Source organism: Corynebacterium kefirresidentii (genome assembly GCF_016599755.1).
GTDB lineage: Bacteria > Actinomycetota > Actinomycetes > Mycobacteriales > Mycobacteriaceae > Corynebacterium > Corynebacterium kefirresidentii.
Genome location: NZ_CP067012.1, coordinates 1,328,143 through 1,354,137 on the forward strand (window position 1 = coordinate 1,328,143; position 25,995 = coordinate 1,354,137).

The 25,995-nt window shown below is 57.5% G+C and carries 23 protein-coding genes; 13 read left to right on the forward strand and 10 right to left on the reverse strand.

Going from position 1 to position 25,995, the window contains the following annotated elements:
* The first annotated feature begins 374 nt into the window (after window positions 1–374).
* The 4 genes from gap to secG all read left to right on the forward strand — a co-directional run bounded on the left by gap (window position 375) and on the right by secG (window position 3,967).
* Window positions 375–1,382: a type I glyceraldehyde-3-phosphate dehydrogenase gene (gene gap / locus I6I12_RS06425; protein ID WP_200287485.1), complete on the forward strand. Its 1,008-nt coding sequence runs from the start codon at window positions 375–377 to the stop codon at window positions 1,380–1,382.
* 130 nt (window positions 1,383–1,512) lie between these two features.
* A complete protein-coding gene (locus I6I12_RS06430) occupies window positions 1,513–2,730 on the forward strand; it encodes a phosphoglycerate kinase (protein WP_023021497.1) in 1,218 nt (405 codons plus the stop codon).
* Window positions 2,731–2,767: 37 nt separating this feature from the next.
* Window positions 2,768–3,550, forward strand: coding sequence for a triose-phosphate isomerase (gene tpiA, locus I6I12_RS06435; protein WP_200287486.1), 783 nt, complete (start codon window positions 2,768–2,770; stop codon window positions 3,548–3,550).
* A 183-nt stretch (window positions 3,551–3,733) separates the two neighbouring features.
* Complete coding sequence (gene secG, locus I6I12_RS06440) at window positions 3,734–3,967, forward strand: preprotein translocase subunit SecG (protein WP_005324856.1); 234 nt, start codon at window positions 3,734–3,736, stop codon at window positions 3,965–3,967.
* Between the two features lie 151 nt (window positions 3,968–4,118).
* Here the strand turns inward: secG and pgl are convergent, their stop codons facing one another.
* The 5 genes from pgl to tkt all read right to left on the reverse strand — a co-directional run bounded on the left by pgl (window position 4,119) and on the right by tkt (window position 10,691).
* Window positions 4,119–4,880 carry a 6-phosphogluconolactonase gene (gene pgl, locus I6I12_RS06445; RefSeq protein ID WP_023021499.1) on the reverse strand — a complete coding sequence of 254 codons (762 nt, stop codon included), beginning with the start codon at window positions 4,878–4,880 and terminating at the stop codon, window positions 4,119–4,121.
* Window positions 4,881–4,921: 41 nt separating this feature from the next.
* A complete protein-coding gene (locus I6I12_RS06450; protein WP_023021500.1) occupies window positions 4,922–5,857 on the reverse strand; it encodes a glucose-6-phosphate dehydrogenase assembly protein OpcA in 936 nt (311 codons plus the stop codon).
* 14 nt (window positions 5,858–5,871) lie between these two features.
* Window positions 5,872–7,404 carry a glucose-6-phosphate dehydrogenase gene (gene zwf / locus I6I12_RS06455; protein WP_023021501.1) on the reverse strand — a complete coding sequence of 511 codons (1,533 nt, stop codon included), beginning with the start codon at window positions 7,402–7,404 and terminating at the stop codon, window positions 5,872–5,874.
* A gap of 99 nt (window positions 7,405–7,503) precedes the next feature.
* Complete coding sequence (tal, locus tag I6I12_RS06460; RefSeq protein WP_200287488.1) at window positions 7,504–8,589, reverse strand: transaldolase; 1,086 nt, start codon at window positions 8,587–8,589, stop codon at window positions 7,504–7,506.
* Window positions 8,590–8,618: 29 nt separating this feature from the next.
* Window positions 8,619–10,691 (reverse strand): transketolase, encoded by a 2,073-nt coding sequence (gene tkt, locus I6I12_RS06465; RefSeq protein ID WP_200289038.1) that lies wholly within the window; start codon window positions 10,689–10,691, stop codon window positions 8,619–8,621.
* Between the two features lie 347 nt (window positions 10,692–11,038).
* Between tkt and I6I12_RS06470 the strand changes: the two genes are divergently transcribed.
* Entirely contained in the window at window positions 11,039–11,983 is a 945-nt protein-coding gene (locus I6I12_RS06470; protein ID WP_200287489.1) for a heme o synthase, read from the forward strand.
* A gap of 88 nt (window positions 11,984–12,071) precedes the next feature.
* Here I6I12_RS06470 and I6I12_RS06475 read toward each other — a convergent pair whose 3' ends face one another.
* From I6I12_RS06475 to mptB, 5 genes are all read right to left on the reverse strand, one after another.
* Window positions 12,072–13,061: a quinone oxidoreductase family protein gene (locus I6I12_RS06475; protein ID WP_200287490.1), complete on the reverse strand. Its 990-nt coding sequence runs from the start codon at window positions 13,059–13,061 to the stop codon at window positions 12,072–12,074.
* A 64-nt stretch (window positions 13,062–13,125) separates the two neighbouring features.
* Window positions 13,126–14,154, reverse strand: coding sequence for a COX15/CtaA family protein (locus I6I12_RS06480; RefSeq protein ID WP_034655361.1), 1,029 nt, complete (start codon window positions 14,152–14,154; stop codon window positions 13,126–13,128).
* A gap of 69 nt (window positions 14,155–14,223) precedes the next feature.
* Window positions 14,224–14,988: an ABC transporter permease gene (locus I6I12_RS06485; protein WP_200287491.1), complete on the reverse strand. Its 765-nt coding sequence runs from the start codon at window positions 14,986–14,988 to the stop codon at window positions 14,224–14,226.
* 57 nt (window positions 14,989–15,045) lie between these two features.
* Window positions 15,046–15,975: an ABC transporter ATP-binding protein gene (locus tag I6I12_RS06490; protein WP_023021508.1), complete on the reverse strand. Its 930-nt coding sequence runs from the start codon at window positions 15,973–15,975 to the stop codon at window positions 15,046–15,048.
* Between the two features lie 6 nt (window positions 15,976–15,981).
* The gene (gene mptB / locus I6I12_RS06495) at window positions 15,982–17,706 is read right to left on the reverse strand and encodes a polyprenol phosphomannose-dependent alpha 1,6 mannosyltransferase MptB (protein ID WP_200287492.1); all 1,725 of its coding nucleotides are present in this window, start codon (window positions 17,704–17,706) and stop codon (window positions 15,982–15,984) included.
* A gap of 268 nt (window positions 17,707–17,974) precedes the next feature.
* Here mptB and I6I12_RS06500 point away from each other — a divergent pair, with 268 nt between their 5' ends.
* The 8 genes from I6I12_RS06500 to I6I12_RS06535 all read left to right on the forward strand — a co-directional run bounded on the left by I6I12_RS06500 (window position 17,975) and on the right by I6I12_RS06535 (window position 25,991).
* Window positions 17,975–18,712 carry a helix-turn-helix transcriptional regulator gene (locus I6I12_RS06500; RefSeq protein ID WP_023021510.1) on the forward strand — a complete coding sequence of 246 codons (738 nt, stop codon included), beginning with the start codon at window positions 17,975–17,977 and terminating at the stop codon, window positions 18,710–18,712.
* The gene (sufB, locus tag I6I12_RS06505; RefSeq protein ID WP_023021511.1) at window positions 18,709–20,148 is read left to right on the forward strand and encodes a Fe-S cluster assembly protein SufB; all 1,440 of its coding nucleotides are present in this window, start codon (window positions 18,709–18,711) and stop codon (window positions 20,146–20,148) included. The genes I6I12_RS06500 and sufB overlap by 4 nt, the downstream gene beginning before the upstream one ends.
* A gap of 5 nt (window positions 20,149–20,153) precedes the next feature.
* On the forward strand, window positions 20,154–21,308 hold the full coding sequence (gene sufD / locus I6I12_RS06510) for a Fe-S cluster assembly protein SufD (RefSeq protein WP_023021512.1): 1,155 nt from the start codon (window positions 20,154–20,156) through the stop codon (window positions 21,306–21,308).
* A gap of 29 nt (window positions 21,309–21,337) precedes the next feature.
* Window positions 21,338–22,096: a Fe-S cluster assembly ATPase SufC gene (gene sufC / locus I6I12_RS06515; protein WP_023021513.1), complete on the forward strand. Its 759-nt coding sequence runs from the start codon at window positions 21,338–21,340 to the stop codon at window positions 22,094–22,096.
* A gap of 45 nt (window positions 22,097–22,141) precedes the next feature.
* A complete protein-coding gene (locus tag I6I12_RS06520) occupies window positions 22,142–23,389 on the forward strand; it encodes a cysteine desulfurase (protein WP_049378170.1) in 1,248 nt (415 codons plus the stop codon).
* Complete coding sequence (sufU, locus tag I6I12_RS06525; RefSeq protein ID WP_023021515.1) at window positions 23,386–23,838, forward strand: Fe-S cluster assembly sulfur transfer protein SufU; 453 nt, start codon at window positions 23,386–23,388, stop codon at window positions 23,836–23,838. Before I6I12_RS06520 ends, sufU begins: the two co-directional genes overlap by 4 nt.
* The gene (locus I6I12_RS06530; RefSeq protein ID WP_023021516.1) at window positions 23,839–24,246 is read left to right on the forward strand and encodes a metal-sulfur cluster assembly factor; all 408 of its coding nucleotides are present in this window, start codon (window positions 23,839–23,841) and stop codon (window positions 24,244–24,246) included.
* A 113-nt stretch (window positions 24,247–24,359) separates the two neighbouring features.
* The gene (locus I6I12_RS06535; protein ID WP_023021517.1) at window positions 24,360–25,991 is read left to right on the forward strand and encodes an ABC-F family ATP-binding cassette domain-containing protein; all 1,632 of its coding nucleotides are present in this window, start codon (window positions 24,360–24,362) and stop codon (window positions 25,989–25,991) included.
* Window positions 25,992–25,995: the final 4 nt, after the last annotated feature.

A 25,995-nucleotide genomic window follows, 5' to 3' on the forward strand; every position in this document is an offset into this window, starting at 1 on the left:
ATTCGGTCGACTTGATTGCCATCAGGACTGAGGCTCGGAAATGTCCGACCGGACAGAGGCGGGCGTAATCCTGGAAGCTATACAGTGACATATTTCACGTTAACAGCGTCAAGGCCACATAAACCCACGCGTTCGGGCGTATCCAGCGGGTTTATGGCGGAGAAATAAAAAGGATCGGCAAAGTGTACGCTCTTTTGGATAATCTGTCATCCGATAGTTCTCAAGGCTGCTAGGGCACTGCACTGTTAAAAAACGCTCGGTAGTATCGGCACTGTAAGGGAAAACGCTCGGGCGCTTCTCAAGCACCGAATATATCGAAGGGCCCGCGCACATACCCATACGCACATTTACTCGACTCTTTGAGGAGAAATACAGTGACTATCCGCGTAGGTATCAATGGCTTTGGCCGTATCGGCCGCAACTTTTTCCGTGCAGTCGCTCAGGGCGACAACAACCTCGAAGTTGTTGCAGTAAACGACCTGACCGATAACGGTACGTTGGCTAACCTGCTCAAGTACGACTCCGTACTGGGCCGCTTCGATGGCGAGATTACCCATGATGATGAATCCATTACGGTTAATGGTCACCGCATCGTGGTCACCGCGGAGAAGGACCCGAAGCAGCTCAAGTGGGGCGAATACGACGTAGACCTCGTGATCGAGTCCACCGGCCGTTTCACCAATGGCAATGACGCCAAGGCTCACCTCGAGGCTGGCGCCAAGAAGGTCATCATCTCTGCTCCGGGCAAGGAAGTAGACGGAACCTTCGTCTATGGCGTTAACTCTGACACCTACGATCCGGCAAACCACAATGTTATTTCCGCAGCATCCTGCACCACCAACTGCCTGGCGCCGATGGCAAAGGTCCTCAATGACAAGTTCGGCATCGAAAAGGGCTTGATGACCACCGTCCACGCCTACACCGGCGACCAGCGCATCCAAGACGCACCGCACAAGGATCCGCGCCGCGCCCGCGCCGCTGCTGTAAATATGGTGCCTACCTCCACCGGCGCAGCTAAGGCTGTCTCCCTGGTACTGCCTGAGCTGGAAGGCAAGCTGGATGGCTACGCCATGCGTGTTCCAGTTATCACCGGCTCTGCTACCGACCTGACGTTTACCGCTTCCCGCGACGTAACCGTTGAAGAGATTAACGCCGCCCTGAAGGAAGCTGCTGAAGGCGAGCTCAAGGACACCCTCGCTTATACCGAGGACCCGCTGGTTTCCACCGATATCGTAACCTCCCCGCACGGCTGCATTTTTGACTCCGGCATGACCAAGGTCTCCAACGGCAACCTCGTTAAGGTTCTGGGCTGGTACGACAATGAGTGGGGATACACCTCCCAGCTTGTACGTATGACTTGCCTGGTGGCAGACAAGCTCTAAACTTAGAGCTTTAATAGAGCTTTAATAATGAGAGTCCGGCCCCGATGCAAGCCTAAACGGCATTGTGTCGCGGTCGGTATTCTTATATCTACAGCCTTGTGAACAATCCGAATTTAAGAAGGAGAAAATAATGGCTTTCCAGACTCTGGATGATCTTCTCAAGGAAGGCGTCGAATCTCGTCACGTCCTTGTTCGTTCTGATTTCAATGTTCCCCTTGATGAAGAAGGAAACATTACTGACCCGGGTCGCATTAACGCTTCTCTTCCCACCATCAAGGCTTTGGTGGAAGGCGGCGCTAAGGTCATTCTGTCCGCGCACCTTGGCCGCCCCAAGGGAGAGGTAAACGCTAAGTACTCCTTGGCCCCAGTCGCTGAAGCTCTGTCCGAGGCTCTTGGCCAGTACGTTGCCTTGGCCGGCGATGTCACCGGCGAGGACGCTCATGAGCGTGCGAACGGGCTCAACGATGGCGATGTCATGTTGGTGGAAAATGTCCGCTTCGACTCTCGCGAGACCTCCAAGGATGAAGCGGAGCGCGGCGCATTTGCTGATGAGCTCGTTGCTTTGGCAGCCGATAATGGCGCTTTCGTCTCCGATGGCTTTGGCGTTGTCCACCGTGCCCAGGCATCTGTGTATGACGTCGCAAAGCGCCTGCCGGCTTACGCAGGCAAGCTCGTAGAAAAGGAACTCTCCGTCCTTTCCACCGTGGCCCAGAAGCCGGAGCACCCATACGTAGTAGTACTTGGCGGCGCCAAGGTCTCGGATAAGCTCGGCGTAATTGAGGCGTTAGCAGATAAGGCAGACAAGGTCATTATCGGTGGCGGCATGTGCTACACCCTTCTGGCCGCCAAGGGCTACAACGTCCAGGAGTCCCTCCTGCAAGAAGACCAGATTGATAACTGCAAGGAGCTGCTCGAACGCTTCGGTGACAAGCTGGTCCTTCCTGTGGATCTCATTGCCGCAAGCAAGTTCGCAGCGGATGCGGAACACCAGGTTGTCGAGCTCGACGGCATCCCAGAGGGCTGGATGTCCCTAGACATCGGGCCAAAGTCTGTGGAGCACTTCGCAGAGGTGCTTGCTTCTTCCAAGACCGTCTTCTGGAACGGTCCGATGGGTGTCTTCGAAATGGAGGCCTTCTCCAAGGGTACTGCGGGCGTCGCGCAGGCTATTATCGACGCCACCGAAAACAACGGCTCCTTCTCGGTTGTCGGTGGCGGCGATTCCGCGGCCTCCGTGCGCATGCTCGGCCTGGACGAGGATGGCTTTAGCCACATCTCCACCGGTGGCGGCGCCTCCCTTGAGTACCTAGAGGGCAAGGAGCTTCCGGGCGTCTCCGTCCTTGAAGCCTAAAATCTGCTGAGTCACTTGCTAAAAGAGAGGAAAAATCATGGCACGTACGCCACTTATCGCAGGTAACTGGAAGATGAACCTCGACCACGTCGAGGCTATCGGTTCCGTTCAAAAGTTTGCGTTCTCCCTGCCTAAGGACTACTACGAAAAGGTCGACGTGGCCTATATGGTCCCGTTTACCGATATTCGCACCATCCAGACGCTGGTAGAAGGCGACAAGTTGCAGATCACCTACGGCGCGCAGGACATCTCTAAGCATGAGTCTGGCGCCTTCACCGGCGAGGTATCTGGTCAAATGCTAGCCAAGCTCGGCTGCAGCTGGGTAGTCGTGGGACACTCGGAGCGCCGTCAGTATCATGGCGAGACCGATAAGCTCGTCGCAGAAAAGGCCGCCGCAGCCTTGGATAATGACATTAGCCCCATCGTGTGCGTAGGCGAGCCACTGGCCGTTCGCGAGGCCGGTACTCACGTGGACTACGTGGTTAACCAGACCCGTAATTCTTTGGCTGGCCTTAGCGCTGAGCAGCTTGCCAAGACCGTCATTGCTTATGAGCCGGTCTGGGCCATTGGTACCGGCAAGGTAGCCTCCGCAGACGACGCACAAGAGGTTTGTGCCGCCATCCGCGAGCTCGTGAAAGAGCTCGCCGGTGACGAGGTAGCGGAAGGCATTCGTATTCTCTACGGCGGTTCCGTCAAGGTTGATTCCGTTGCGGAGATCGTCAGCAAGCCAGACGTAGACGGCGGCCTCATCGGTGGCGCCTCCCTGATGGGCGAAGAGTTTGCCAAGTTGGCTGCCAACGCAGCTAATGCCCTGAACTAACAGGAGATATCACCTGTCACAGGTTCGCGTTCGGCGCGGGTTGGAATGGTTCCGGCCCGCGCCATCGTGTACAGTGGGCCGGTGTGACTGCTTTGCTGGACGCAAAGCCTAAAAGTACGATTCCGCGCTAGTGGGTGGCAAGAGTCAACCACAAGGCGCACGTTAGAAATAAGGATTATCCTCATGGTCTTGGCACTGGAAATCATCTTGGTCATCGCAGCTATTTTGATGTCCATCTTCGTGCTGCTGCACAAAGGTAAAGGCGGCGGCCTGTCCAGCCTCTTCGGCGGTGGCGTGCAGTCGAACCTTTCCGGCTCGACCGTCGTGGAAAAGAACTTGGATCGCTACACCGTGGTGATGGTTATCATCTGGCTGGCCTGCATTGTGGGCCTAAACCTGATCCAAGCCTTCGCTTAAGCGAAAAGCCAGGATAGCGAAAGCGCCGGCACTAGCTTCCTACCACTAATTTTCCTAGGGGATCTGAAAGTGGGGAAGCGGTGCCGGCGCTTTTCGATTGGCGTCAGGCGCTAAAAGCAATGTGCCCGCACGCATACTGCGGATTGCCTGCTTATATCTCGGAAGCAGCGTCATCGGCAAGGAAGAGAACGGTTTCCTTCCTACCGTGTACGCCGGCTGCCGGCCATTCCTCGGCCGCAGCGCCCTCTACCACGTGCTTGGCCGCTTCCGACTTGGCTTCGCCGGCCACAAGGAGCCAAATGCGATCGGATTTATTGACCGCCGGAAGGGTGAGGGTAATACGCTCGCTGGGCGGCTTTGGGGAATCGTGGACGGGAACAGCTAGTTCTTCTTGCTCCCGAATAGCGGAGGAATGCGGGAACAAGGAATTAATATGGCCCTCCTCACCCATGCCTAGTAGGTGTAGGTCGAAACCATGAGGGGCAAATTCCTTCAACTCTGGTTCATATGCGCTTGCCGCTGCTTCCATAGACACCGCGCCCAGATCAAAACCGTGAATATTTTGGTTTGGGATATCTACGTGGTTGAGCAACGCATTGCGCGCCTGGCCCTCATTAGAATCTGCGTCGGAAACGGGTACATTGCGTTCGTCGCCGAAGAAAACGTGAACACGCGACCAATCGATGCGCTGAGCAGGAAAATTTTCACCTTGCTGCTGTGCGGCGAAATCCAAACGGGCCAACTCGTGGAGAACGCCAATTCCGGCTCCGCCGCCAGTGAGGACAACACGCGCGACACCATCGTCGTGGAGGCCGCCACCCGATGCTTGGATACGCGCTACGGTATCCACGAATTTCAGTGCGGCCTGGGAGATAAGGTCATCCACATCGCTCACGCGGTGAAGAGTTACCATTATGTATCGCTATCCTTTACAAAGATTCAGATTAAAGCCGTTTACTGATTACTGTAGTCTACCTGGGCTAGTGCACGGAGCGCTTGTGCATAGGTTTTATCGGCATCCAAATGGCGCAGTTCTTCAGAAAGCACCTCAGCTTGTGACCGCTTATTGAGGCTCACCAAGGATTCCGGCGAACCCGGAACACACACACGCACCGTGCGCTCATCAATGACATCGACGTCTACGTGGGTTGTCTCCCGATTGAACCGCAAATGAGTCACCGGGAAGTGGTCCTCCTCGGAGTCGGCCACTGTGCGATGTACGGGAACTGCCAAGCGGTCGAGCAACCATCCAGCGGCGAAATCCGGGGCTGGGTGGCCGGCCGGACCTGCTACCTCTACCGACTTCACCGGCTCGTGGGGATGACGGTCCAAGGCGGAGGCAACGACACCGCGCCACAAGGTGATGGCAGCCCAAGACATATCGGAATCACCCGGCGTGTACCCGGCAGATAAGGTGCGAAGATCTTCGCCGGTCACGCGTCCGTCAAAGGCAACGTTAGTTATGCGGCGCTGCGCCAACTTTCCCACCGAGCTGGAGGCAGGGTCCGGTGGGCACAGAGTAGGCCACCAAGCGACCAGCGGGGTATCAGGTAGTAGCAGCGGCGTGACTACTGCTTCGTCTTGGTTTGCCAAAGCACCGTGCAACTTCATGATGACCATCTCGGAGGCACCTGCTTCGCCGCCCACGCGTAGCTGTGCATCAAGGTGGGTTTCGACCTGCGGGTCTCCCGTTACTACGACCAACACACGTGACGGGTGCTCGTGGGAGGCATCGCGCACGGAAGCGAGAATGCTTTCAAGGTCATCATCCTCACGGGCCGCCACGATTAGAGTGAGCACTCGGCCGGTAGTCAGGGTGTAATGTTCTTGCGCCTCTACTAACTTCTTGGAGATTTCACGCGTAGTGGTATTGGGCAATGGAATAATCATTGTCTGCGTCCCTCCTATGGGCGGCGCCAGGAGTGACCCCGGCGACGCAGTATTTTATCGGCGGATTCTGGTCCCCAGGTGCCAGCGCGGTACTCCTCGGGCTGTCCTGCTTCGGCCCAGTAGTCGATGATGGGGTCCAAAATCGACCAGGAAAGTTCTACCTCTTCATTGGTGGGGAATAGCGAAGACTCGTCCAAGAGGGCATCCAAGATCAATCGCTCATAGGCCTCCGGGGATTCCTCGGTAAAGGCCTCAGCGTAGGCAAAGTCCATATTGACGTCGCGCACCTCCATAGTGGAGCCGGGCACCTTGGAACCAAAGCGCATGGTGACACCCTCATCCGGCTGCACGCGGATAACGACCGCGTTTCTGCCCAGCGCATCGGTTTGACCATCCACGAATGGCTGGTTAGGAGCCGCCTTGAAAACTAGCGCAATCTCGGTCACTCTGCGGCCTAAGCGCTTGCCCGTTCGCAGGTAGAAAGGTACTCCTCCCCAGCGGCGGGAGTTGACTTCCAAGGTGCAGGCAGCGTAGGTCTCCGTTGTGGATTCCGGATCGAAGCCTTCTTCCTCGCGCAACCCTTTGACAAACTCGGAGCCTTGCCACCCCGCGGAATATTGGCCGCGAGCAGTGGTCTTATTCAGAGGGTGAACCGCGTGGGTAGCGCGCAAGACCTTTACCTTTTCAGCCCGCAATTCCTCCGGCTCGAAGGACGACGGTTCTTCCATCGCGACGAGGGCCAAGAGCTGCAAAAGATGGTTTTGGATGACGTCTCGAGCCGCGCCGATGCCATCATAGTAGCCAGCGCGACCGCCTAGGCCGATGTCTTCAGCCATGGTGATTTGGACGTGATCGATATAGTGGGCATTCCACATAGGCTCAAAAATCTGATTTGCAAAGCGCAAAGCCAAGATATTTTGTACCGTTTCTTTGCCCAGATAGTGGTCGATGCGGAACACCGCGGACTCAGGAAAGACAGCGTTGACAATCTCATTGAGCTTGCGCGCAGATTCCTGGTCATGGCCGAAAGGCTTTTCAATGATGACGCGGCGCCATGAGTCTGCAACGGAGTTGGCCATGCCCACCCGCTCCAGCTGGTGGCAGATATTGGAGAAAAACTCCGGTGGAACGGAAAGGTAATATGCCCAGTTGCTGCCGGTTCCTCGCTCTCGGTCTAGCTCGCCCAAGCGGGCGGAGAGGCGATCGAAGCCGGCATCATCGAAGGAACCTTGGACAAATTCGATGCCCTGCGACAGGTGCTGCCAGACATCTTCATTAAATTCGGTGCGCGAGCCCGCCACTACAGCTGACCGAACGTAGTCACAAAATGCGACTTTGTCCCAGTCTCGGCGACCATAACCCACCAGGGTAAAACCAGCGGGCAAGAGACCTCGGCTCGCTAGGTCGTAGATTGCGGGCAGAAGCTTTTTATATGCTAGGTCACCGGTAACGCCGAAGATGACCATGCCCGCGGGTCCTGCGATTCGCGGCAATCGCTTGTCGCTGGCATTGCGCAAGGGGTTGACCCAAGCGGCTGAGTCGGTCACGAAGAATCCTTCCTGAGTTTATGGGCTTTTAGCTCGCTAATATTCTAGCGGCAGAATGCCCCGCCGAATTTTCGGCGGGGCACAAGTCACACGGCTAGTTTACGCGAGTCGTTCCTCGATGGAAGCAAGTAGTTCATTCCAAGCGGCAACAAACTTTTCTACTCCCTCGCGCTCTAGCACGGCAAAGACATCGTCGAAATCAATGCCAACCTCGTTTAGCTGGGCAAAGACGCCTTCTGCCGTCTCGCGGCTGTCCGATAGGGCATCTCCGTGAAGATTGCCTTGGTCGAGAACCGCATCGATGGTCTTTTCCGGCATAGTGTTGACCGTATGCGGACCGGCCAGCTCAGATACGTACAAGGTGGCTGGGTAATCGGGATTTTTCACACCGGTCGAAGCCCACAATGGACGCTGAAGGTGGGAGCCTTCTGGCAAGTCGGCGTCGTCAAGCAAAGTGTCCTGGAAGAGGGCATAGGCGCGCCGTGCATTGGCGACGCCCGCCTTGCCCCGCAGCGCTAGGGCTTGCTCGCTGCCAATGGCCTCCAAGCGCTTGTCTACTTCGGTATCCAAACGGGAAACGAAGAAGGACGCTACGGAGTGGATAGTTGCGACGTCCTTTCCGGACTCGGCGGCACGCTTGAGACCGGTACGGAAGGTCTCGATGACAGCGCGGTAGCGTTCCACAGAGAAAATGAGGGTGACATTGACACTGATACCTTCCGCCAGGGCATCCTCAATTGCTGGGAGGGAGCCGGTGGTGGCTGGAATCTTGATCATGACATTAGGGCGATCTACCTTCGACCACAGCTCACGGGCCTGTTCGAGTGTGGCGGTAGGGTCATCCGAAATTCGCGGATCGACCTCTATGGATACACGGCCATCTGCCCCATCAGTGGAGGAGTAAATATCCGCAAAGAGGTCACACGCATTTTGAACGTCTTCAATGGCAAGGGCGTATACCGCTTCATCGGCGCTGGCCTTTGACTCCTTTAGCGTTGCCAGCTCGGCGTCGTAGGCGGTGCCATTGGTCATCGCCGCAGCGAAAATCGCTGGGTTGGTGGTCACGCCCACAATGGACTTGGTCGAAATGATTTCCTTGAGGTTGCCGGAAACGAGACGCTCGCGAGAAAGATCATCTAGCCAGGTCGAGGTTCCCAGCTGGGCAAGTTCCGAGATGTGGTTCATGCTTTATCCTTATCCAGTCCTGTTAGGGGTTACTTATTCGCGGCGGCTAGGGACTCCTGTGCCGCCTTAACTACCGCTGCAGTGGTGAATCCAAACTTTTCAAAGAGCTCGCCTGCAGGAGCAGATGCGCCGTAGTGCTCAATGGAGATGCTGCGGCCAAAGGAACCGGTGTACTTATGCCATGGCATTGCAATACCGGCCTCAATAGAAACGCGCGCCTGCACCTTGCTGGGGAGCACAGATTCGCGGTAAGCGTCATCCTGCTCATCAAACCACTCGAGGCAGGGTGCGGACACAACGCGGGTCGCCGTTCCAGCTGCCTCTAGCTCCTTCGCGGCAGCGACAGCGAGCTGCACCTCAGAGCCTGTAGCAAGAAGGATGACCTCTGGTGTCTCCTTGGACTCTTCCACCAGAACATAGGCACCGCGGCGGACGCCGTCATGCGCCTTTTCCTTGGTGCCTTCCAGCACTGGTAGTCCCTGGCGGCTCAGCGCCAGGCCCTTAGGCGCGGCCTTGTACTCAAGGGCTGCCGCCCATGCCTGTGCAGTCTCGTTGGCATCCGCAGGGCGGATAACGGACAGGTTGGGAATGGCACGCAGGGCAGAAAGAGTCTCTACTGGCTGGTGGGTAGGGCCATCTTCGCCCAAACCGATGGAGTCATGGGTCCACACGTAGTAGGTATCGGTCGACATCAGGGAACCCAAGCGCACAGCCGGGTACTGGTACTCGGAGAAGATAAGGAAGGTGCCGCCGTAGACGCGGGTATTACCGTGCAGGGCAATACCGTTCATAATCGCAGACATTGCGTGCTCGCGAATACCGAAGTGCAGGTTGCGGCCATAGGGTTGAGCCGACCACATATCGGTAGTAATGGCCGCGGGGCCGAAGGAATCCGCGCCCTTGATCACGGTGTTATTAGAACCGGCAAGGTCGGCAGAACCGCCCCACATCTCCGGCAGAGAAGCAGCCAAGGCCTGGATGGCGGCTTCAGAAGCCTTGCGGGTTGCCAAAGTTTCGCCTGGTTCCCATTCCGGTAGATCAGCACTGAAGTCTTGCGGCAATTCGCGCGCATTCATGCGGTCAAAAAGTGCCTTACTCTCCGGATTAGCTGCAGCCCATGCGTCGAACTTTTCTTGCCACGCAGAGTGTTTTTCTGTGCCGCGCTCGCGCAACATGCGGGTGTGCGCAATGACCTCATCATCGATGTGGAAGCTGCGCTCCGGATCAAAGCCCAAGACTTCCTTGGTGGCAGCTACCTCGTCATCGCCCAACGCAGCACCGTGGACACCGCCGGTATTCATCTTATTCGGGGCAGGGTAGCCGATAACCGTCTTTACGCGGATGAAGGACGGACGATCGGTTTCTGCTTGAGCAGCCTTGACAGCAGCCTCAATGGCTACGACATCTTCTCCGGATTCCACCGTTTGGACGTGCCAGCCGTAGGCCTCATATCGGGCCACCACATCTTCATTGAAGGCAATATTTGTATCGTCTTCAATAGAGATTCGGTTATCGTCCCAGAAGACGATCAAGTTGCCCAGCTTTTGCGTGCCGGCCAGGGAAGAAGCCTCCGCGGTAACGCCTTCTTGTAGGTCGCCATCGGAGGCGATGGTGTAGATGTAGTGATCGAAGGGGGATTCACCAGCGGGGGCTTCTGGATCGAAAAGGCCGCGCTCCTTACGCGCCGCCATGGCCATGCCAACGGAGGATGCTAGACCTTGGCCGAGGGGGCCAGTGGTGATTTCAACACCGTCGGTGTGGTGGACCTCGGGGTGGCCTGGGGTGCGTGACCCCCACGTGCGCAGCTGCTCGAGGTCTTCCATTTCCAAGCCAAAGCCGCCCAAGTAGAGCTGGATGTACTGGGTAAGAGAAGAGTGGCCGACCGAAAGTACGAAGCGGTCACGGCCGGCCCAGTGCACGTCAGCGGGATCGTGGTTAATGACGCGCTGGTAGAGCGTGTAGGCGAGGGGAGCGAGTGACATTGCCGTGCCGGGGTGACCGGAACCGCACTTTTGTACCGCGTCGGCGGCTAGTACTCGCACGGTGTCGATAGCGCGGGTGTCAAGCTCCGACCAATCCTCCGGGTAACGGCGCTCAACCATAGTTTGGAGCTCTGGGGACAACTTATCTTTCGACACGAAAAGCCTCGCTTACGTCTAGGCAAAAAGTACTTAACTTTATTCAGTCTAGTAATTTTTTAACCGGCGGTGCGCAATTATAGAAAGCCAGGCATAACCGGTATGCTGGCATGGCTAAGCGGTGCGCGCGAGCACGCAAAAGCGTGTGCCAAATCTAGCGGACATGGGTCTGTAACCTCTCGCGCCTGCGCCGAAAAATGTGAGTGAGAGAACTGGAACTTTTTCACGGGCATGTGCGACCGCTAGGGGTGACCGCGCGCAGGAGATGCGCGAGGCACAGTTCACCAACGTTCAGATAGTGGAGGAATTCCTTGGAGACCATCAAGGCCTATTTTGCGCTAACGAAACCGAGGATCATTGAGCTCCTCCTCGTGGCCGCAATTCCGGCGATGCTCCAAGCGCAGCGCGGCGTGGAGGCTGTGTCAGACAATATTTGGCTCATCGTGTCGACCATTTTCGGCGGCTGGTTGGGCGCTGGCGCCGCCCACACGTTCAATAACGTCGTGGACTACGAGTTGGATCAAAAGATGCAGCGCACGAGGGCTCGTCCGCTCGTAAGAGCGAAGATTTCGAAGCGGAACGCAGCAATTTTCGCCTGGGTAATGCTCATCCTTTCCGTGCTGTGGCTGGGCCTCCTTGCCCATTCTTGGCTCGCAGCTTTCTTCGTCGTGTTGACGAACTTCTTCTATGTCTTCGTCTACACCAAGTTTTTGAAGATGCGCAATGCGCAAAACATCGTCTGGGGCGGCCTCGCAGGCTGTATGCCGGCCATGGTTGGCTGGGCCGTAATTCGGGATAACGCCCCAGCCGGAGAGCCTGACCGCTGGTGGCAGGCAGTGGTGCTCTTCCTCATTATTTTCTTCTGGACTCCGCCGCACACATGGGCGCTGGCCATGAAGTACAAGGAAGACTACCGAAAAGCCGGCGTGCCGATGCTGCCTGTAGTGGCAGGCGAAGCGGAAGTCACTCGCCAGATCGTGTGGTACACCGTGGGAACGGTGATCGTGACCCTACTCATCGTCCCCGCAGCATCGTGGATCTACTTGGTCGCAGCGCTTGCTTCGGGTGCGGTATTCCTGTGGATGGCTATCCGTTTGCATAAGGGAGTTAAAAATGGCGCCAAGGTTAAACCGATGCGCTTGTTCATTTACTCCAATAACTACCTTTCGGTGCTCTTTATCGGTTTGTCCATCGACGCAGTCTTAGGCTGGGAGCCCTTGGGCCGGATGCTGGGCTGGTCGGCCACGTTATTCTAACTGTGCCCCATTCCAAGAGCGGGGCAAAAAGAGCGCGGGAGAAGCAGTGCTGCTTTTCTCCCGCGCTCTAGGTGTAGGTGGGTGAAACCTAGTCCTTGTCCCCGTCTCCGTCGCCGTCTTGGACGCGCAGAACGATGGAGCCGGTAGTCTTGCGCTCCTGCAGGTCGCGGTGAGCCGCAGCGGCTTCTGCCAAAGGATAGGAGGCCGTGACGTTAAAGCGTAGGTCGCCGTCCATGACAGCTTGGACGACTGCTTGGGCGCGCATTTGAAACTCGCCTTCTTGTGCCGTCCATGCGCCGATGGAAGGCCGCGTCAGGAAGATGGACCCATGCTTGTTCAGCAGCTGTGGGTCGATAGGCTCAACCGGACCAGAGGCGGCACCAAAAAGCGCGACGGTGCCGCGTGGACGTACTGCCTCTAGCGATTCCTGGAAGGTAGCTTTGCCGACGCCGTCATAAACCACGTCGACGCCCTTGTCACTGTTGTAGCGGCGAACTTGCTCGGCGAGTCCCTCGCCGTAGCGAAAAACCTTATCCGCCCCGGCCGCGTAGGATAGTTCTTCCTTTTCGTCCGTGGACACGACGGTATAAACGGTAGCGCCTAGCGACGATGCCATCTGGGTGAGGATTTGCCCCACGCCGCCGGCACCGGCGGTAATCAGGCAAGAAGCACCTTCGCCCAATTGATAGACCCCGTGCGCCAGATAGTGCGCGGTAATGCCTTGGAGCAACATGGATGCTGCAACCTCAGGTTGGAAATCGTCTGGGACTGCCACCAGTCCCTCGCGCGGGACGCAGACCTTCTCGGCGTAGGAGCCGAAGGCCTGGTTCCACGCCACCATTGTGCCTTCCGCAATTTCTCCCTTTGGATCGTGGACGACTCGCCCAGTACCTTCGAATCCGGGAATGAAAGGGGCGGTCGCATTATAGATACCCTCACGGTAATAGGTATCGATGTAGTTGACGCCGGCCATGATGACGTCTACCAAGACCTCATCGTCATTCGGGGTGGGGGCGGGAACTTCGGTATAGCGAAGTACTTCTGGTCCGCCGGTTTCTGTGACCTGAATTGCGTGCATATAGCCAGGCTAGCGCAAAAAGCCGGCCGAGTGCAGGACTTCGGCCGGCTGGTTGCGCTGCGTGTTAAGCCGTCGCGCGTGCTGCTTCTAGCGAGGCTTGGCGTGCGGCGTACTTTTCATCGCCGCTAGGGGAGCCGGTGATGAGATCCGCGGTGCCATCGGTACGGCGTACGCCGTGTGCCCACAGTAGTGCGGTATAGGCCGTGACAAAGGAGGATAGCCCAATGTGGAAAGGAACAGTCCAGCGCGGAATGCTCATATAGAACTGGTAGACGCCTACGGCCCACTGGATAAGGATGCAGGCGATGAGGACCCAGCCCGCCTTCTTCGCGTCCTGTGGGGCACGGTTCTTATAGAGCAGGAAGATGGTAATAACGGTAAGCGTCAGGTAGACGTACATGCACATGGCGTGGGTGACGGCCATGGCTTCGGTATCCACCTGCAAGCGGCCTTCCATTCCGACCCCGGAATCGCCAGAGTGGACGCCCGAACCGGTAACCATAGTGCCGGTGATAAGAACAATGCTGAGGGCAATTGTTGCGACTGCAGCGAGCAAGCGAATCGCCTGGGGGAATCGTGCTCGTGGCGTTCCGTCATCGGGTTCCAAGATGCGGGAATAGAGCATTGCCGCCAGCCATACCAAGAGCATTGATGGCAGGAAGTGCAGTGCTACAGACCACCAGCGCAGGTCGAGATGGACAGAAATTCCGCCAATGACCGCCTGCAGCACAATGCCAGCGACATTGAGCCATGCATACACCTTAAGCTCTGTGCGCCGACGTGCCATGCGCATGGCGATGACGGCGGCTACCGCCGCAGCGGTGACGACGAACGTGAGCAGGCGGTTACCAAACTCGATGGCCTGGTGCAGTGCAGGAGCGGCGCCTTCCATGGGGACAAGGGAGCCAGGCTGGCACTCGGGCCAGGTAGGGCAGCCGAGTCCCGAGCCGGTCACGCGGACAATGGACCCAGACACGGTAATGCCACCCTGGCATAAGAGAAGGATGAGCGCGATGAGGCGCTGTTGCTGCAGCGTAGGGGCGGCTTCTTTAAAGAAGCGCTTGATTTTTGTCCAGTAATTCACGCATAGCATCCTACTAGTCGGGAGATTTTGGGCATAAAAATTCCTCTTGTTTCGGGCGGAACCGGACAAAAGTCACATTTAGCCCTCGAAGCGGAACCAACGGACCGCTGCGAACGACGCCACGGCGAGCCAAGCTACCAAGGAAATAAGTTCGAGGCCGGGGAAGGTGGAATTGGAGGCGTCGGTAAGTGCGCCTGCCAGAGCGACGGTGGGGACCACGTTGAGGATGCCATTATCGCCCAATCCCTGGGAGTATAGGGTCCACCCGACCACGCCGAGGAGCAGGAACCAGATGAGGTTGGCCAGCGCGAGCACCATCTCTGAACTAAGCGTGCCGCCAAGCAGTAGCCCCATGGCGGTAAAAGCCGCGACGCCAAAGAAAAGGGAGAGGAGCATGAGCAACACCCCACCCGCGCTGATACGCAGACCCAAAATGAAGGCGGCTATACCCAAGACAAGGATTTGGAATACCACCATCGTGAGCACGCCGAGGATTTTGCCGCCGATAATGGCCCACGCCGGCACCCCGGATGCCCCGGTGCGCTTGAGGGCCCCGTATCGTCGGTCAAAGGCAAGTGAAATAGCTTGACCGGTAAAGCCCGCAGAGGTGGCCGCAACTGCAAGCACCATGGGGAAAACCTCGTGCAGGCCGTGCTTGGTAACGGACTCCAAGTGGGCCGCACCAATGAGGATGGCCAGTGGAATGATGACGCTGAGCAGTTGCTGCTCGCCGTGGCGCAGCATGAGCTTAGCTTCCATCGTGCCTTGCGCGAGCAGCATAGCGCCGGCGCTGGTCCGCTTGGGGGCGGGAGTAAAGGTCCCGGGGTTAAAGGTGGTGCTCATAAATGGCTTCTTTCCTCGACACAATGAATTGAATATTTTCCCAAGATGGGATTGCAGCTAGCTGCGCAAGTGGCGGCCCGTGAGGTCAAGGAATACCTCTTCCAGATTGCGGTGGGCCGCATCTAAGTACCGCAGTAAGACTCCTTGGCGGGCGAGCTCAGCGCTGAGCGTGGCGATGGTCTCGGGAGTGCCGGCTTGGCTCAAGCGGTAATGCAGGGGACGGGATTTGGTGGCATTAATCCCCGCCGCAGCTAGGGCCTCCATATCTACGTCGATGTCGGTGCTGAAATTAAGCCCTGCCGATTCCGTCTGGGCGGTAAGTTCTGCGGGGGTGCCGTGAGCTACCAGCTGACCATGATCCATGATGGCCAAGCGGTCTGCCAGCGACTCCGCCTCATCCATCAGGTGGGTGGTTAGAACGATGGTTACGCCATCCCGCTGCAGGGCTCGGACTAGGTCCCAGACCGCCAACCGGGATTGTGCATCCATGCCTGCCGTAGGTTCATCCAGAAAAACCAACTCGGGTCGTCCGATGATAGCCAAGGCGAGGGACAGGCGTTGCTGTTGTCCTCCAGATAGCCTGCGATAAGGGGTGCGAGCCACCCCCTCAAGCCCCAACGTTTCTAGTAGCCACTGCGGGGAGAGAGGCCGGGCGCTGTATCGGGCAGAAAGCTCCAGCATTTCTAGCACGCGGATGCCGGAATAGGAACCGCCGCCTTGGAGCATGATACCGACCTTTTCTCGCACCCTATCTGGTTCGGTACTTGGGTTTAGCCCTAGGACGTCGATGGTGCCGCTGGTGGGATGGAGAAAGCCCTCTGACATTTCAATCGTCGTGGACTTTCCGGCACCATTGGGGCCAAGGAGACAAAAGACCTCGCCCTGGGCAACGCTGAGGCTAAGGCCATTTACGGCAGTGGTGGAGCCAAACTTCTTCACCACGTTGTCCAAGGTTAGGGCTGGGCGGTCGGCTGAAATGGAATTCACGTGGCATTAGTTTAGGACACGGATTCCGCTGCGCCGCACTGCAACCCACCACAGGGTGGCGATAGCAGTGAAGGCACAGGCGGCTGACACGTAGACCACAATGATGGTGCTGGGGGGAAGGCCGAGACCGCGCGGCAGCACAAAGAAGCTCATCGCTGCGGAATAGGCTACGACGCTGAAGCGGAAAATGAGCCTATTAGCCCACGCGGCCAAAGGTAGTACGGCCCATAGGATGTACCACGGATGGACGACGGGGAAAAAGATAACCAGTACTAAAGAGGCGATGCCGAGTCCTCCCACGGGGTGGATGTGGCCGCGCAAGGTGGCAAAGAGCATGCGGGCCATGAAGGCTACCGCCACGAGAACACCAAAGGTGCGGGTGACTGTGAGAATGGCTTCGGTGTGGTCGCCAAGGCCTAGGAGCATTCCGATAAAACCGGTACCTACGCCTACGACGGTGGACGTAGAAAGCCACGAGCGAATGGACGCCGCCCCGCCTTGCCCGGTAATCCACCCCAAGCTAATGCCGGTGCAGACGCTAATAAGAGCAACGGTTGCTACTAAAACGATTATTTGCAAAGCGATGGCGTAGGCCAGGGCCTTCCAGCGTGCCGTACCGTGTGCGTTGATGAGGCGGCGAGCGTAGGCCATGCCCACAAAGCCCAGCCCAATAAAGCCAGTAACCTTGACCATTCCGGCACAGGAAAGGCAAAAACCGGAAGCTACCAGGGCTAGGTAGGCACTGCGTCGGGAGGCATCCAGCTTGTCGACGCCGCGGAGACCCAGTTCCATGCCCACCAATAGCAAACCCAACATGATGGACTCATTATGGATTCCGCCCACTAGATGCAAGATGGTCAGCGGGTTGAGGATGCCGAGCCACAGTGCAGATTCTGGAGATACCCGGCAGCGCTGCGCGAGACAGCTTATGGCCCAACCAGCAACAATAATCCCGGCGATGGACAATAGGCGATGGGTGATAACGCCCAAGAGGATGGAGTTAGAAGTAACCGCGCTGACCACAGCTGCGAGGCCGAGTGCTACCGGGCCATAAGGGGAAGGGGAATTAGCCCAGATAAACGGCACGGAGCGGGCGAGCTTATTACCTGCCCCTAGCAATTGAACGGGCCCGGCAGAATATGGATCCATGCCCTGTGCCACGATGGAACCATTAGCCAAGTAGGAGTAGATATCTTGGGTGAATAGCGGGGCGGTAAAAATCAACGGGATGACCCACCCCGCCCAGGTTTGCCACAGTTGATGCGTGGTCACCAGACGGCGAGCACCCGCTGGGGCGGTGGCCTTGTCCTGAGGTTGGCGCAAGGGGGTTCCGACAAAGGGGGCGAGGAACACCCAAGCGGAGACCAATAGGCCTACTCCCACCATTACTATGGCGGAGGAAGTTTGCAGCATGCGGGACATCAAGGAGCCGAAGGGCACGTTGTCGTAGGGATTGCCCACCACGGGGAGTGCGCCGGCGCCTAGGGCGCCGAACGCAATGAGCAGGGAGCCTACCGTGCCTACCCAGCGCAGAATGAAAAATGTCCGCCACTGTGCTGTGGTGGTGCGCTTGAGGCCATCCGCATTGGCGGGGACAAAATCAAACCGAGAATCGGGTTCGGCGGCCCCCGTGTCTTCGGCGTGTAACCGTGCCGACCGGGAACCAGCGGTACCCAGCTGCGGCAGCTCTGCCTTCACGCCAGAAAATAAGCCGCGGATTTTGCCTGTCATGGCATATGACTTTACGCGAATCAATTGCTTAAACCCCAGCGGGCCCGCCCACATCGTGGGCAGCACGGTCGAGTCGGGCCGTTAGGGGAGTGTTGCCACCCCCGTGCCACGCCGAAGTTTGGCCAATGGTGGCATTCCGGAATGAATTAAGGAACACTAGTGTTGTCTAATATTGAAGGCGCTGTTGAACTGCGGCGAGCATCCCGGAGCTACGGGAGGACGTTGCGGGGCGGCAGTAAGTGTCTGAAGCGCGAAGGGAGGTCCCAGCATGAGCAGTCCGCAACGTAGTGTGGCTACGCCGAAGCCGGCGAAGGAATCCCGCACCACGGATGGTGATACCCGCCGTCAAGTTATGCTGTTGCTGTTGAAAGACGGGCCCGTTACCGCTTCCCACTTGGGTGAACGCCTTGGCCTTTCTGCTGCCGGAATTCGCCGGCACTTAGACAACTTGGTGGAAGAGGAACTGACGGAGGTCGTGCGCCGCCGACCCGCTACCCGCGGCTCTGCGGGCAGCGGTTCTGGTCGCGGGCGACCAGCCAAATACTTCCGCCTCACCGATCGTGGCCGCGCACAATTCGGTCACGCTTATGATGATCTGGCCTCAGAGGCCCTGACAGCTTTACGCGCGGTCGGCGGGTCTGAGGCCGTCAAACACTTTGCCAAAGTCCGCTTTGAGCGCCTCGTGGCAGATGTTCGGCCTCTGATAGAAGAGGGCGAGTCTGTTGAAGACGTGGCTCGCAAGCTGGCCGAGGTGCTGGATGAGCACGGGTATGCCGCCACGGTGGACCGCGCCGGCCAGGGAGTGCAGATCTGTCAGCACCATTGTCCGGTCTCCCACGTGGCGGCCGAGCATCCAGAGCTGTGTGAGGCGGAACAGGAAGTCTTTTCTGCTTTATTAGGCAAACACGTACAGCCTTTGGCTTCCATTGCTGGAGGTCACGGAATCTGTACCACTAACATCCCCTTGACACCCGTTAATACAAATACTGAAAGGAGCGAGTCATGACCCAGGCACAATCGGCACCCGATAACAAGATGACCGATGATGAAATCATTGATTCCATTGGTGCATATGAGTACGGCTGGCACGACTCGGACGCGGCTGGTGCTTCTGCTCGCCGCGGCTTAAACGAAGATGTAGTACGCGATATTTCCGCCAAGAAGGGCGAGCCAGAATGGATGCTTAACCAGCGCCTAAAGGCTCTCAATATCTTTGATAAAAAGCCCATCCCCACGTGGGGTGCGGACCTATCTGGCATCGACTTTGACCAGATCAAGTACTACGTGAAGTCCACCGAGGAGCAGGCCCAGACGTGGGAAGACCTCCCGGATGACATTAAGGCCACCTACGATAAGTTGGGCATTCCAGAGGCCGAAAAGCAGCGCCTCGTTGCAGGTGTGGCAGCCCAGTACGAGTCTGAGGTTGTCTACCACCAGATTCGTGAGGACCTAGAAAGCCAGGGCGTTATCTTCGTCGATACCGACACCGCGCTGCGTGATTACCCAGAGCTCTTCAAGGAGTATTTCGGTACCGTCATTCCCGCGGGCGATAATAAGTTCTCCGCGCTGAACTCCGCCGTGTGGTCGGGTGGCTCCTTCATTTACGTGCCAAAGGGAGTGCACGTGGATATTCCGCTGCAGGCTTATTTCCGCATCAACACGGAAAACATGGGTCAGTTTGAGCGCACCCTCATCATCGTTGACGAGGACGCCTATGTGCACTACGTCGAGGGCTGTACCGCACCTATCTATAAATCCGACTCTTTGCACTCTGCAGTAGTAGAGATCATCGTGAAGAAGGGCGGCCGTTGCCGCTACACCACCATTCAGAACTGGTCCAGCAACGTCTACAACTTGGTGACCAAGCGCACCAAGGTAGAAGAGGGTGGCACCATGGAATGGGTCGACGGCAATATTGGTTCCAAGGTCACGATGAAGTACCCGGCAGTGTGGATGACCGGACCATATGCAAAGGGCGAGGTCCTCTCCGTTGCCTTTGCTGGTGAGGACCAGTTCCAAGACACCGGTGCCAAGATGACCCACATGGCCCCGCACACCTCTTCCAATATCGTTTCCAAGTCGGTGGCTCGTGCCGGCGGTCGCGCCGCTTACCGCGGCTTGGTGCAGGTCAATCAGAACGCGCACCATTCCACGTCGAATGTCGAATGCGATGCACTGTTGGTCGACAATATCTCGCGTTCGGATACATACCCGTATAACGACATCCGCAATGACCACGTCACGCTGGGCCATGAGGCAACCGTTTCCCAGGTTTCTGAGGAGCAGCTGTTCTACTTGATGTCCCGCGGCATTGCGGAAGAAGAAGCAATGGCGATGATCGTGCGTGGCTTCGTTGAGCCGATTGCTAAGGAGTTGCCGATGGAGTACGCCCTCGAGCTCAACCGCCTCATCGAACTGCAAATGGAAGGATCGGTCGGCTAAAGAAAATGGTCGCTTCGAACGAATTCAATCCGGATAAGATCACCAAGGGTGATGTCTTTACCTCCACCAACGTGGAGGACTTCCCGGTGCCACACGGCCGTGACGAGGTCTGGCGCTTTGTTTCCCTGCGCAAGCTCCGTGGCCTGCATAATGGCGAGTTTGCTGAGGCTGTAGCCCAGGATGTCACCGTGAGCGAGCACCCGGGCGTAAGCTCCGAGACCGTCGCTCGTGATGATGAACGATTGGGCCGTGTAGGTACCCCGTCTGATCGTGTCGCGGCACAGGCATGGACCTCCATGCCAGAAGGCCAGGTTGTCACCATCGATGCAGAGGCTCAGGTCGAAGAACCCGTCGTCATTACCTATACCGGCAAGGGCGAGGGCGTAACGTCCTTTGGCGCCACCTCCATCGAGGTAGGCCACCACGCTGAAGCTACCGTCATTTTGAAGTATGTCGGCTCCGGCACCCACGCGGATAACGTCGAGTTCATCGTGGGCGATGGTGCTCACTTGACCGTTGTCGTTGACGTTGACTGGGAAGACGATGCGGTTCACCTGTCCAACCACGTTGCCCAGCTCGGCCGCGATTCCGTGCTACGCCATAACTCCGCCATCTTTGGCGGCGAAGTAGTACGCATCGTGCCGCGCGTGAACTTCACCGAGCAAGGTGGCGACGCAGAGCTATTGGGCGTGTACTTCGCGGACGAAGGCCAGTACTTTGAGAACCGCATGCTCGTGGATCACTCCGTTCCTAACTGCCGTTCCCATGTTCTTTATAAGGGCGCGCTGCAGGGTACTAAGCAAAATGAGGCCCGCACCTGCTGGGTGGGCGATGTTCTCATTCGCTCCAATGCACAGGGCACTGATACCTACGAGACCAATAACAACCTGATCCTGACCGAGGGCGCTCGCGCGGATGCAATCCCTAACCTGGAGATTGAGACTGGTGAAATTACCGGCGCCGGCCACGCAGCCACCGTTGGTCGCTTCGATGACATTGAGTTGTTCTACCTCATGTCTCGCGGCATTCCAGAGGCTGAAGCCCGCCGCCTCATCATCCGTGGCTTCTTCAATGAGGTCATCCACCGCATCCCGGTGCAGTCCCTGTCTGAGGAATTGGAAGACCGCATTTCCGAAGAACTGGAAAAGATCTCCGCCTAAAGCTTTCATAGAAGGAAACCACACACATTATGTCTACTCTGGAAATTAAGAACCTCCACGCTCAAGTGCTGCCGACGGAAGAAGGCGGCGAGCCGAAGGAAATTCTCAAGGGCGTCAACCTGACGATCAACTCTGGCGAGATCCACGCCATCATGGGCCCGAACGGCTCCGGCAAGTCCACCTTGTCCTACACCATCGCCGGCCACCCAAAGTATGAGGTTACCGAGGGCGAGGTGCTGCTCGACGGCGAAAACCTACTGGACATGCCCGTCGATGAGCGCGCTCGTGCCGGCCTTTTCCTGGCAATGCAGTACCCCACTGAGGTCCCGGGCGTAAAGGTCTCCCAGTTCATGCGTTCCGCCGTCACCTCCATCCGCGGTGAGGCACCGAAGCTGCGTGAATGGAATAAGGAGCTTACCCAGGCCCGCGAGAACCTGAAGATCGATAAGTCCTTCATCTCTCGCTCCGTTAACGAGGGATTTTCCGGTGGCGAGAAGAAGCGCCATGAGGTTATGCAGCTGGATATCCTCAAGCCAAAGTTCGCAGTGATGGATGAGACGGACTCCGGCTTGGACGTTGACGCCTTGCGCATCGTTTCTGAGGGCATCAACAGCTACCAGAAGGAAACCAATGGTGGCATTTTGATGATTACCCACTATAAGCGCATCCTGAACTACGTGAAGCCGGACTTTGTCCACGTCTTCGCTGATGGCCACGTCATCAAGACCGGTGGCGCCGAATTGGCCGATCAGCTCGAGTCTGACGGCTACGACCAGTTCCTCAAGTAAGGACCGGCCACCGGCCGGTCAACCGAGACTATCCTAAGAAGATTCATGTCTGGATTTGATGTAAACGCAATCAGGGAGCAGTTCCCGATTCTCCAGCGCACCGTCCGAGGCGATAAGCCTCTGGTGTATCTGGATTCAGGCGCTACCTCCCAGCGCCCGCTGTCGGTGTGGAAGGCGGAAGAGGAGTTTGTGTTGCATACGAACGCCCCTGTTCACCGCGGTTCCTACCAGTTGGCGGAAGAAGCCGATGATGCCTATGAGTCCGCACGGCAGGCTATCGCCGCGTTCGTAGGCGCGGACCGCGATGAAATCGCCTTTAGCAAAAACGCCACCGAGGCCCTGAACGAGGTTGCTTATGTGCTTAGCGACGAACGCGCGGGGGACCTCTACGTAGGCGAGGGCGATACCGTTGTGATCACCGAACTGGAGCATCACGCTAACTTGGTGCCGTGGCAGGAGCTTTGCGCTCGTACCGGCGCTACGTTGAAGTGGTACTCCATGACCGAAGACGGTCGCATCGATCTCGATTCGCTCGAACTCGATGAATCCGTCAAGGTCGTTGCGTTTACCCATCAGTCCAATGTGACCGGTGCTGTGGCGGATGTCGATGAGCTGGTACGCCGCGCCCGCGCGGTTGACGCCATGGTTGTACTCGACGCCTGCCAGTCGGTGCCGCACATGGCGGTAGATTTCCACGCCTTGGATGTGGACTTCGCGGCGTTTTCCGGTCACAAGATGTGTGGCCCCAGCGGCGTTGGTGTCCTCTACGGCAAGGAGGAGCTGCTCAAAAAGCTGCCGCCTTTCTTGACCGGTGGCTCCATGATTGAGATTGTCAAGATGGAACAGACAACCTTTGCCGAGCCGCCGACACGCTTTGAGGCAGGCACGCAGATGACCAGCCAGGTAGTAGGCCTCGGCGCCGCGGTGAAGTTTTTGGAAGAAGTGGGCATGGATAATATCCACGCGCACGAAAAGAAACTTACGGAGCGCGCACTGCGCCAGCTGAAGGAAATCCCGGGCCTGCGCATCATCGGCCCGGAAACCACTGAAAACCGCGGCGGTGCCATTTCTTTCACCGTGGACGGCGTTCACCCGCATGACTTGGGCCAGGTCCTCGATGACCACGGCGTGTCCATTCGCGTTGGCCACCACTGCGCGTGGCCATTGCACCGCGCCTGCGGGGCACAGTCCACCGCCCGAGCCAGCTTCTACCTCTATAACACCGAGGAAGAAGTAGATAAGCTGGTGGAAGCAATCAAGGCCGCCCGCGAATTCTTTGGAGTTGCCTCATGAACCTAGATTCCATGTACCAGGACGTCATCCTGGACCACTACAAGAACCCGCAGCACGCCGGACTGAGGGAGCCTTATCAGGCTGAGGTTCACCATGTGAACCCGTCCTGCGGAGATGAGCTGACCCTGCGGGTGCGTCTTTCCGATGACGGCAAGACCGTTGAGGACGTCTCCTATGACGCGGAAGGCTGTTCCATCTCGCAAGCTTCTACCTCGGTTATGGCTGAAGAAATCGTTGGGCTACCGCTCGCGCAAGCCAATGAGAAGCTGGCCGAGTTTGAAAAGATGATCACCTCTCGCGGCCAGGACGAGGGCGATGAAGACCTCATCGGTGATGGCGTAGCCTTCGCCGGAGTGTCCCAGTACCCAGCGCGCGTAAAGTGTGCGCTCCTCGGATGGAAGGCCTTCCAGGCTGCTTCCGCCGATGCACTAACAGAAGTGGAGAGCTAGATGACTGATCCCGTAGATCCTTATCAGAACGAGAATTCCTCTTTCTCCGGCAGCGGCGAGCGACCGGAGCAAACCGAAGAGCAGATTTCCAAAGCCTTTGACGTCACCGAATTTATGCGAGACGTCATTGACCCTGAGCTCGGGATCAACGTTGTTGACTTGGGCCTTGTCTATGATCTGTGGTTCGAAGAGGACAATGGCAAGGAGATCGTCATGATTAATATGACGTTGACCTCGCCGGCCTGCCCATTGACCGATGTCATTGCTGAGCAGGTGGAAGACATCGTCAAGGCCAATAAATTGGCCGATGCCGTCCGTATCAACTGGGTATGGATGCCACCATGGGGTCCGCAGATGATTACGGAAGAGGGCCGCGAGCAACTTCAGGCCCTCGGCTTCGCGGTTTAAATCGCGTCCTACGCACACGCCTCCAGCAGCGCATTTCCCGGTCTAGGGAGACAGTTGTTGGGGGCGTTAGCGCGTCTTAGCGTCGGCAGCGTCAATTGCTAGACTGTTTCTTCGTGATTGTAACCAATGATTTCGAAGTCAGGGTAGGAGCGCGCACGCTTCTCGAAGCCCCAGGGCAGCACTTGCGTGTGCAACCCGGTGACCGCATCGGGCTTATCGGCCGCAACGGCGCGGGCAAGACGACGACTATGCGCATTTTGGCAGGGGAGACCGAGCCCTATGGCGGCTCAGTTACTCGTTCGGGCCCCATTGGTTATTTGCCCCAGGATTCCCGCGAAGGAAATATTGAACAGACCGCGCGAGAGCGCGTTCTCTCCGCCCGCGGTTTGGATGATCTCAAGCGCCGCATGGCCAAGCAACAAGAGCTTATGGAATCGGCCACTGACGATAAGTTCCGGGATAAGGCCATCCGGAAATACTCCCGCTTGGAGGAGCAATTCGAGTCGCTTGGCGGCTATGAAGCCGACTCCGAGTGCGCGCAAATATGCGATAATTTGGGTCTGCCGCAGCGCGTCCTAGACCAGCAACTCAAAACTCTCTCGGGTGGTCAGCGCCGCCGCGTGGAGCTAGCGCAAATTCTCTTTGCCGCTACCGAGGGGTCCGGAAAATCCCAGACCACCCTGCTCCTCGATGAGCCGACGAACCACTTGGACGCGGATTCTATTACGTGGCTCCGCCAATTTCTGTCCAAACATGAGGGCGGGCTCATTATGATTTCTCACGACGTCGAGCTGCTTGAGGCCGTGTGTAATAAGGTGTGGTTCCTCGATGCGGTTCGCGGCGAGGCCGATGTATACAACATGGGGTATAAGAAATACCTCGATGCTCGTGCTACCGATGAAGCGCGCCGTCGCCGAGAGCGGGCCAATGCGGAAAAGAAGGCATCCGCCCTGCAAAAGCAGGCTGCTAAGTTGGGTGCTAAGGCAACGAAGGCCGCTGCGGCCAAGCAAATGCTCCACCGCGCTGAGCGCATGATGAGCCAGCTCGATGAGGTGCGGGTGGCCGATAAGGTGGCCAATATTAAGTTCCCCGAGCCGGCACCGTGCGGTAAGACACCCATGAATGCCAAGGGGCTGACCAAGATGTACGGCTCCCTAGAGGTCTTCGCCGGGGTGGATTTGGCCATCGATAAAGGGTCAAGAGTAGTGGTGCTGGGCTATAACGGCGCGGGTAAGACCACGCTGTTGAAATTGCTGGCCGGAGTGGAGCGCACCGACGGTGAAGGTGGCATCGTCAGCGGCCACGGCTTGCGGATCGGCTATTTTGCGCAGGAACACGACACCATCGATCCGGATAAGTCTGTATGGCAAAACACCATTGACGCCTGCCCAGACGCGGATCAGCAGGAACTGCGTAGTCTGCTTGGTGCCTTCATGTTCTCCGGCGAGAAGTTGGAACAACCCGCGGGCACTCTATCCGGCGGTGAGAAGACGCGCCTAGCCTTGGCCGCGCTGGTCTCTAGCCGCGCGAATGTGCTGCTGCTGGATGAGCCGACGAATAACCTGGATCCAATCTCGCGCGAGCAGGTACTCGATGCGCTAAAAACCTATACGGGGGCCGTGGTGCTGGTTACGCACGATCCGGGCGCGGTCAAGGCTTTGGACCCGGAACGCGTAATCATCATGCCCGATGGTGACGAAGATTTGTGGTCCGATGACTACATGGAAATCGTGGAGCTAGCTTAGGAAA

Coding starts and splice junctions, on each gene's coding strand:
- I6I12_RS06430 (WP_023021497.1), top strand. CDS start 1,513: ATGGCTTTCCAGACTCTGGATGATCTTCTCAAGGAAGGCGTCGAATCT.
- I6I12_RS06450 (WP_023021500.1), bottom strand. CDS start 5,857: ATGATTATTCCATTGCCCAATACCACTACGCGTGAAATCTCCAAGAAG.
- sufB (WP_023021511.1), top strand. CDS start 18,709: ATGACCCAGGCACAATCGGCACCCGATAACAAGATGACCGATGATGAA.
- I6I12_RS06485 (WP_200287491.1), bottom strand. CDS start 14,988: ATGAGCACCACCTTTAACCCCGGGACCTTTACTCCCGCCCCCAAGCGG.
- I6I12_RS06530 (WP_023021516.1), top strand. CDS start 23,839: ATGACTGATCCCGTAGATCCTTATCAGAACGAGAATTCCTCTTTCTCC.
- tal (WP_200287488.1), bottom strand. CDS start 8,589: ATGAACCACATCTCGGAACTTGCCCAGCTGGGAACCTCGACCTGGCTA.
- tpiA (WP_200287486.1), top strand. CDS start 2,768: ATGGCACGTACGCCACTTATCGCAGGTAACTGGAAGATGAACCTCGAC.
- tkt (WP_200289038.1), bottom strand. CDS start 10,691: ATGGTTGAGCGCCGTTACCCGGAGGATTGGTCGGAGCTTGACACCCGC.
- I6I12_RS06520 (WP_049378170.1), top strand. CDS start 22,142: ATGTCTGGATTTGATGTAAACGCAATCAGGGAGCAGTTCCCGATTCTC.
- secG (WP_005324856.1), top strand. CDS start 3,734: ATGGTCTTGGCACTGGAAATCATCTTGGTCATCGCAGCTATTTTGATG.
- sufD (WP_023021512.1), top strand. CDS start 20,154: ATGGTCGCTTCGAACGAATTCAATCCGGATAAGATCACCAAGGGTGAT.
- mptB (WP_200287492.1), bottom strand. CDS start 17,706: ATGACAGGCAAAATCCGCGGCTTATTTTCTGGCGTGAAGGCAGAGCTG.
- I6I12_RS06500 (WP_023021510.1), top strand. CDS start 17,975: ATGAGCAGTCCGCAACGTAGTGTGGCTACGCCGAAGCCGGCGAAGGAA.
- I6I12_RS06475 (WP_200287490.1), bottom strand. CDS start 13,061: ATGCACGCAATTCAGGTCACAGAAACCGGCGGACCAGAAGTACTTCGC.
- pgl (WP_023021499.1), bottom strand. CDS start 4,880: ATGGTAACTCTTCACCGCGTGAGCGATGTGGATGACCTTATCTCCCAG.
- sufC (WP_023021513.1), top strand. CDS start 21,338: ATGTCTACTCTGGAAATTAAGAACCTCCACGCTCAAGTGCTGCCGACG.
- I6I12_RS06480 (WP_034655361.1), bottom strand. CDS start 14,154: ATGCTATGCGTGAATTACTGGACAAAAATCAAGCGCTTCTTTAAAGAA.
- sufU (WP_023021515.1), top strand. CDS start 23,386: ATGAACCTAGATTCCATGTACCAGGACGTCATCCTGGACCACTACAAG.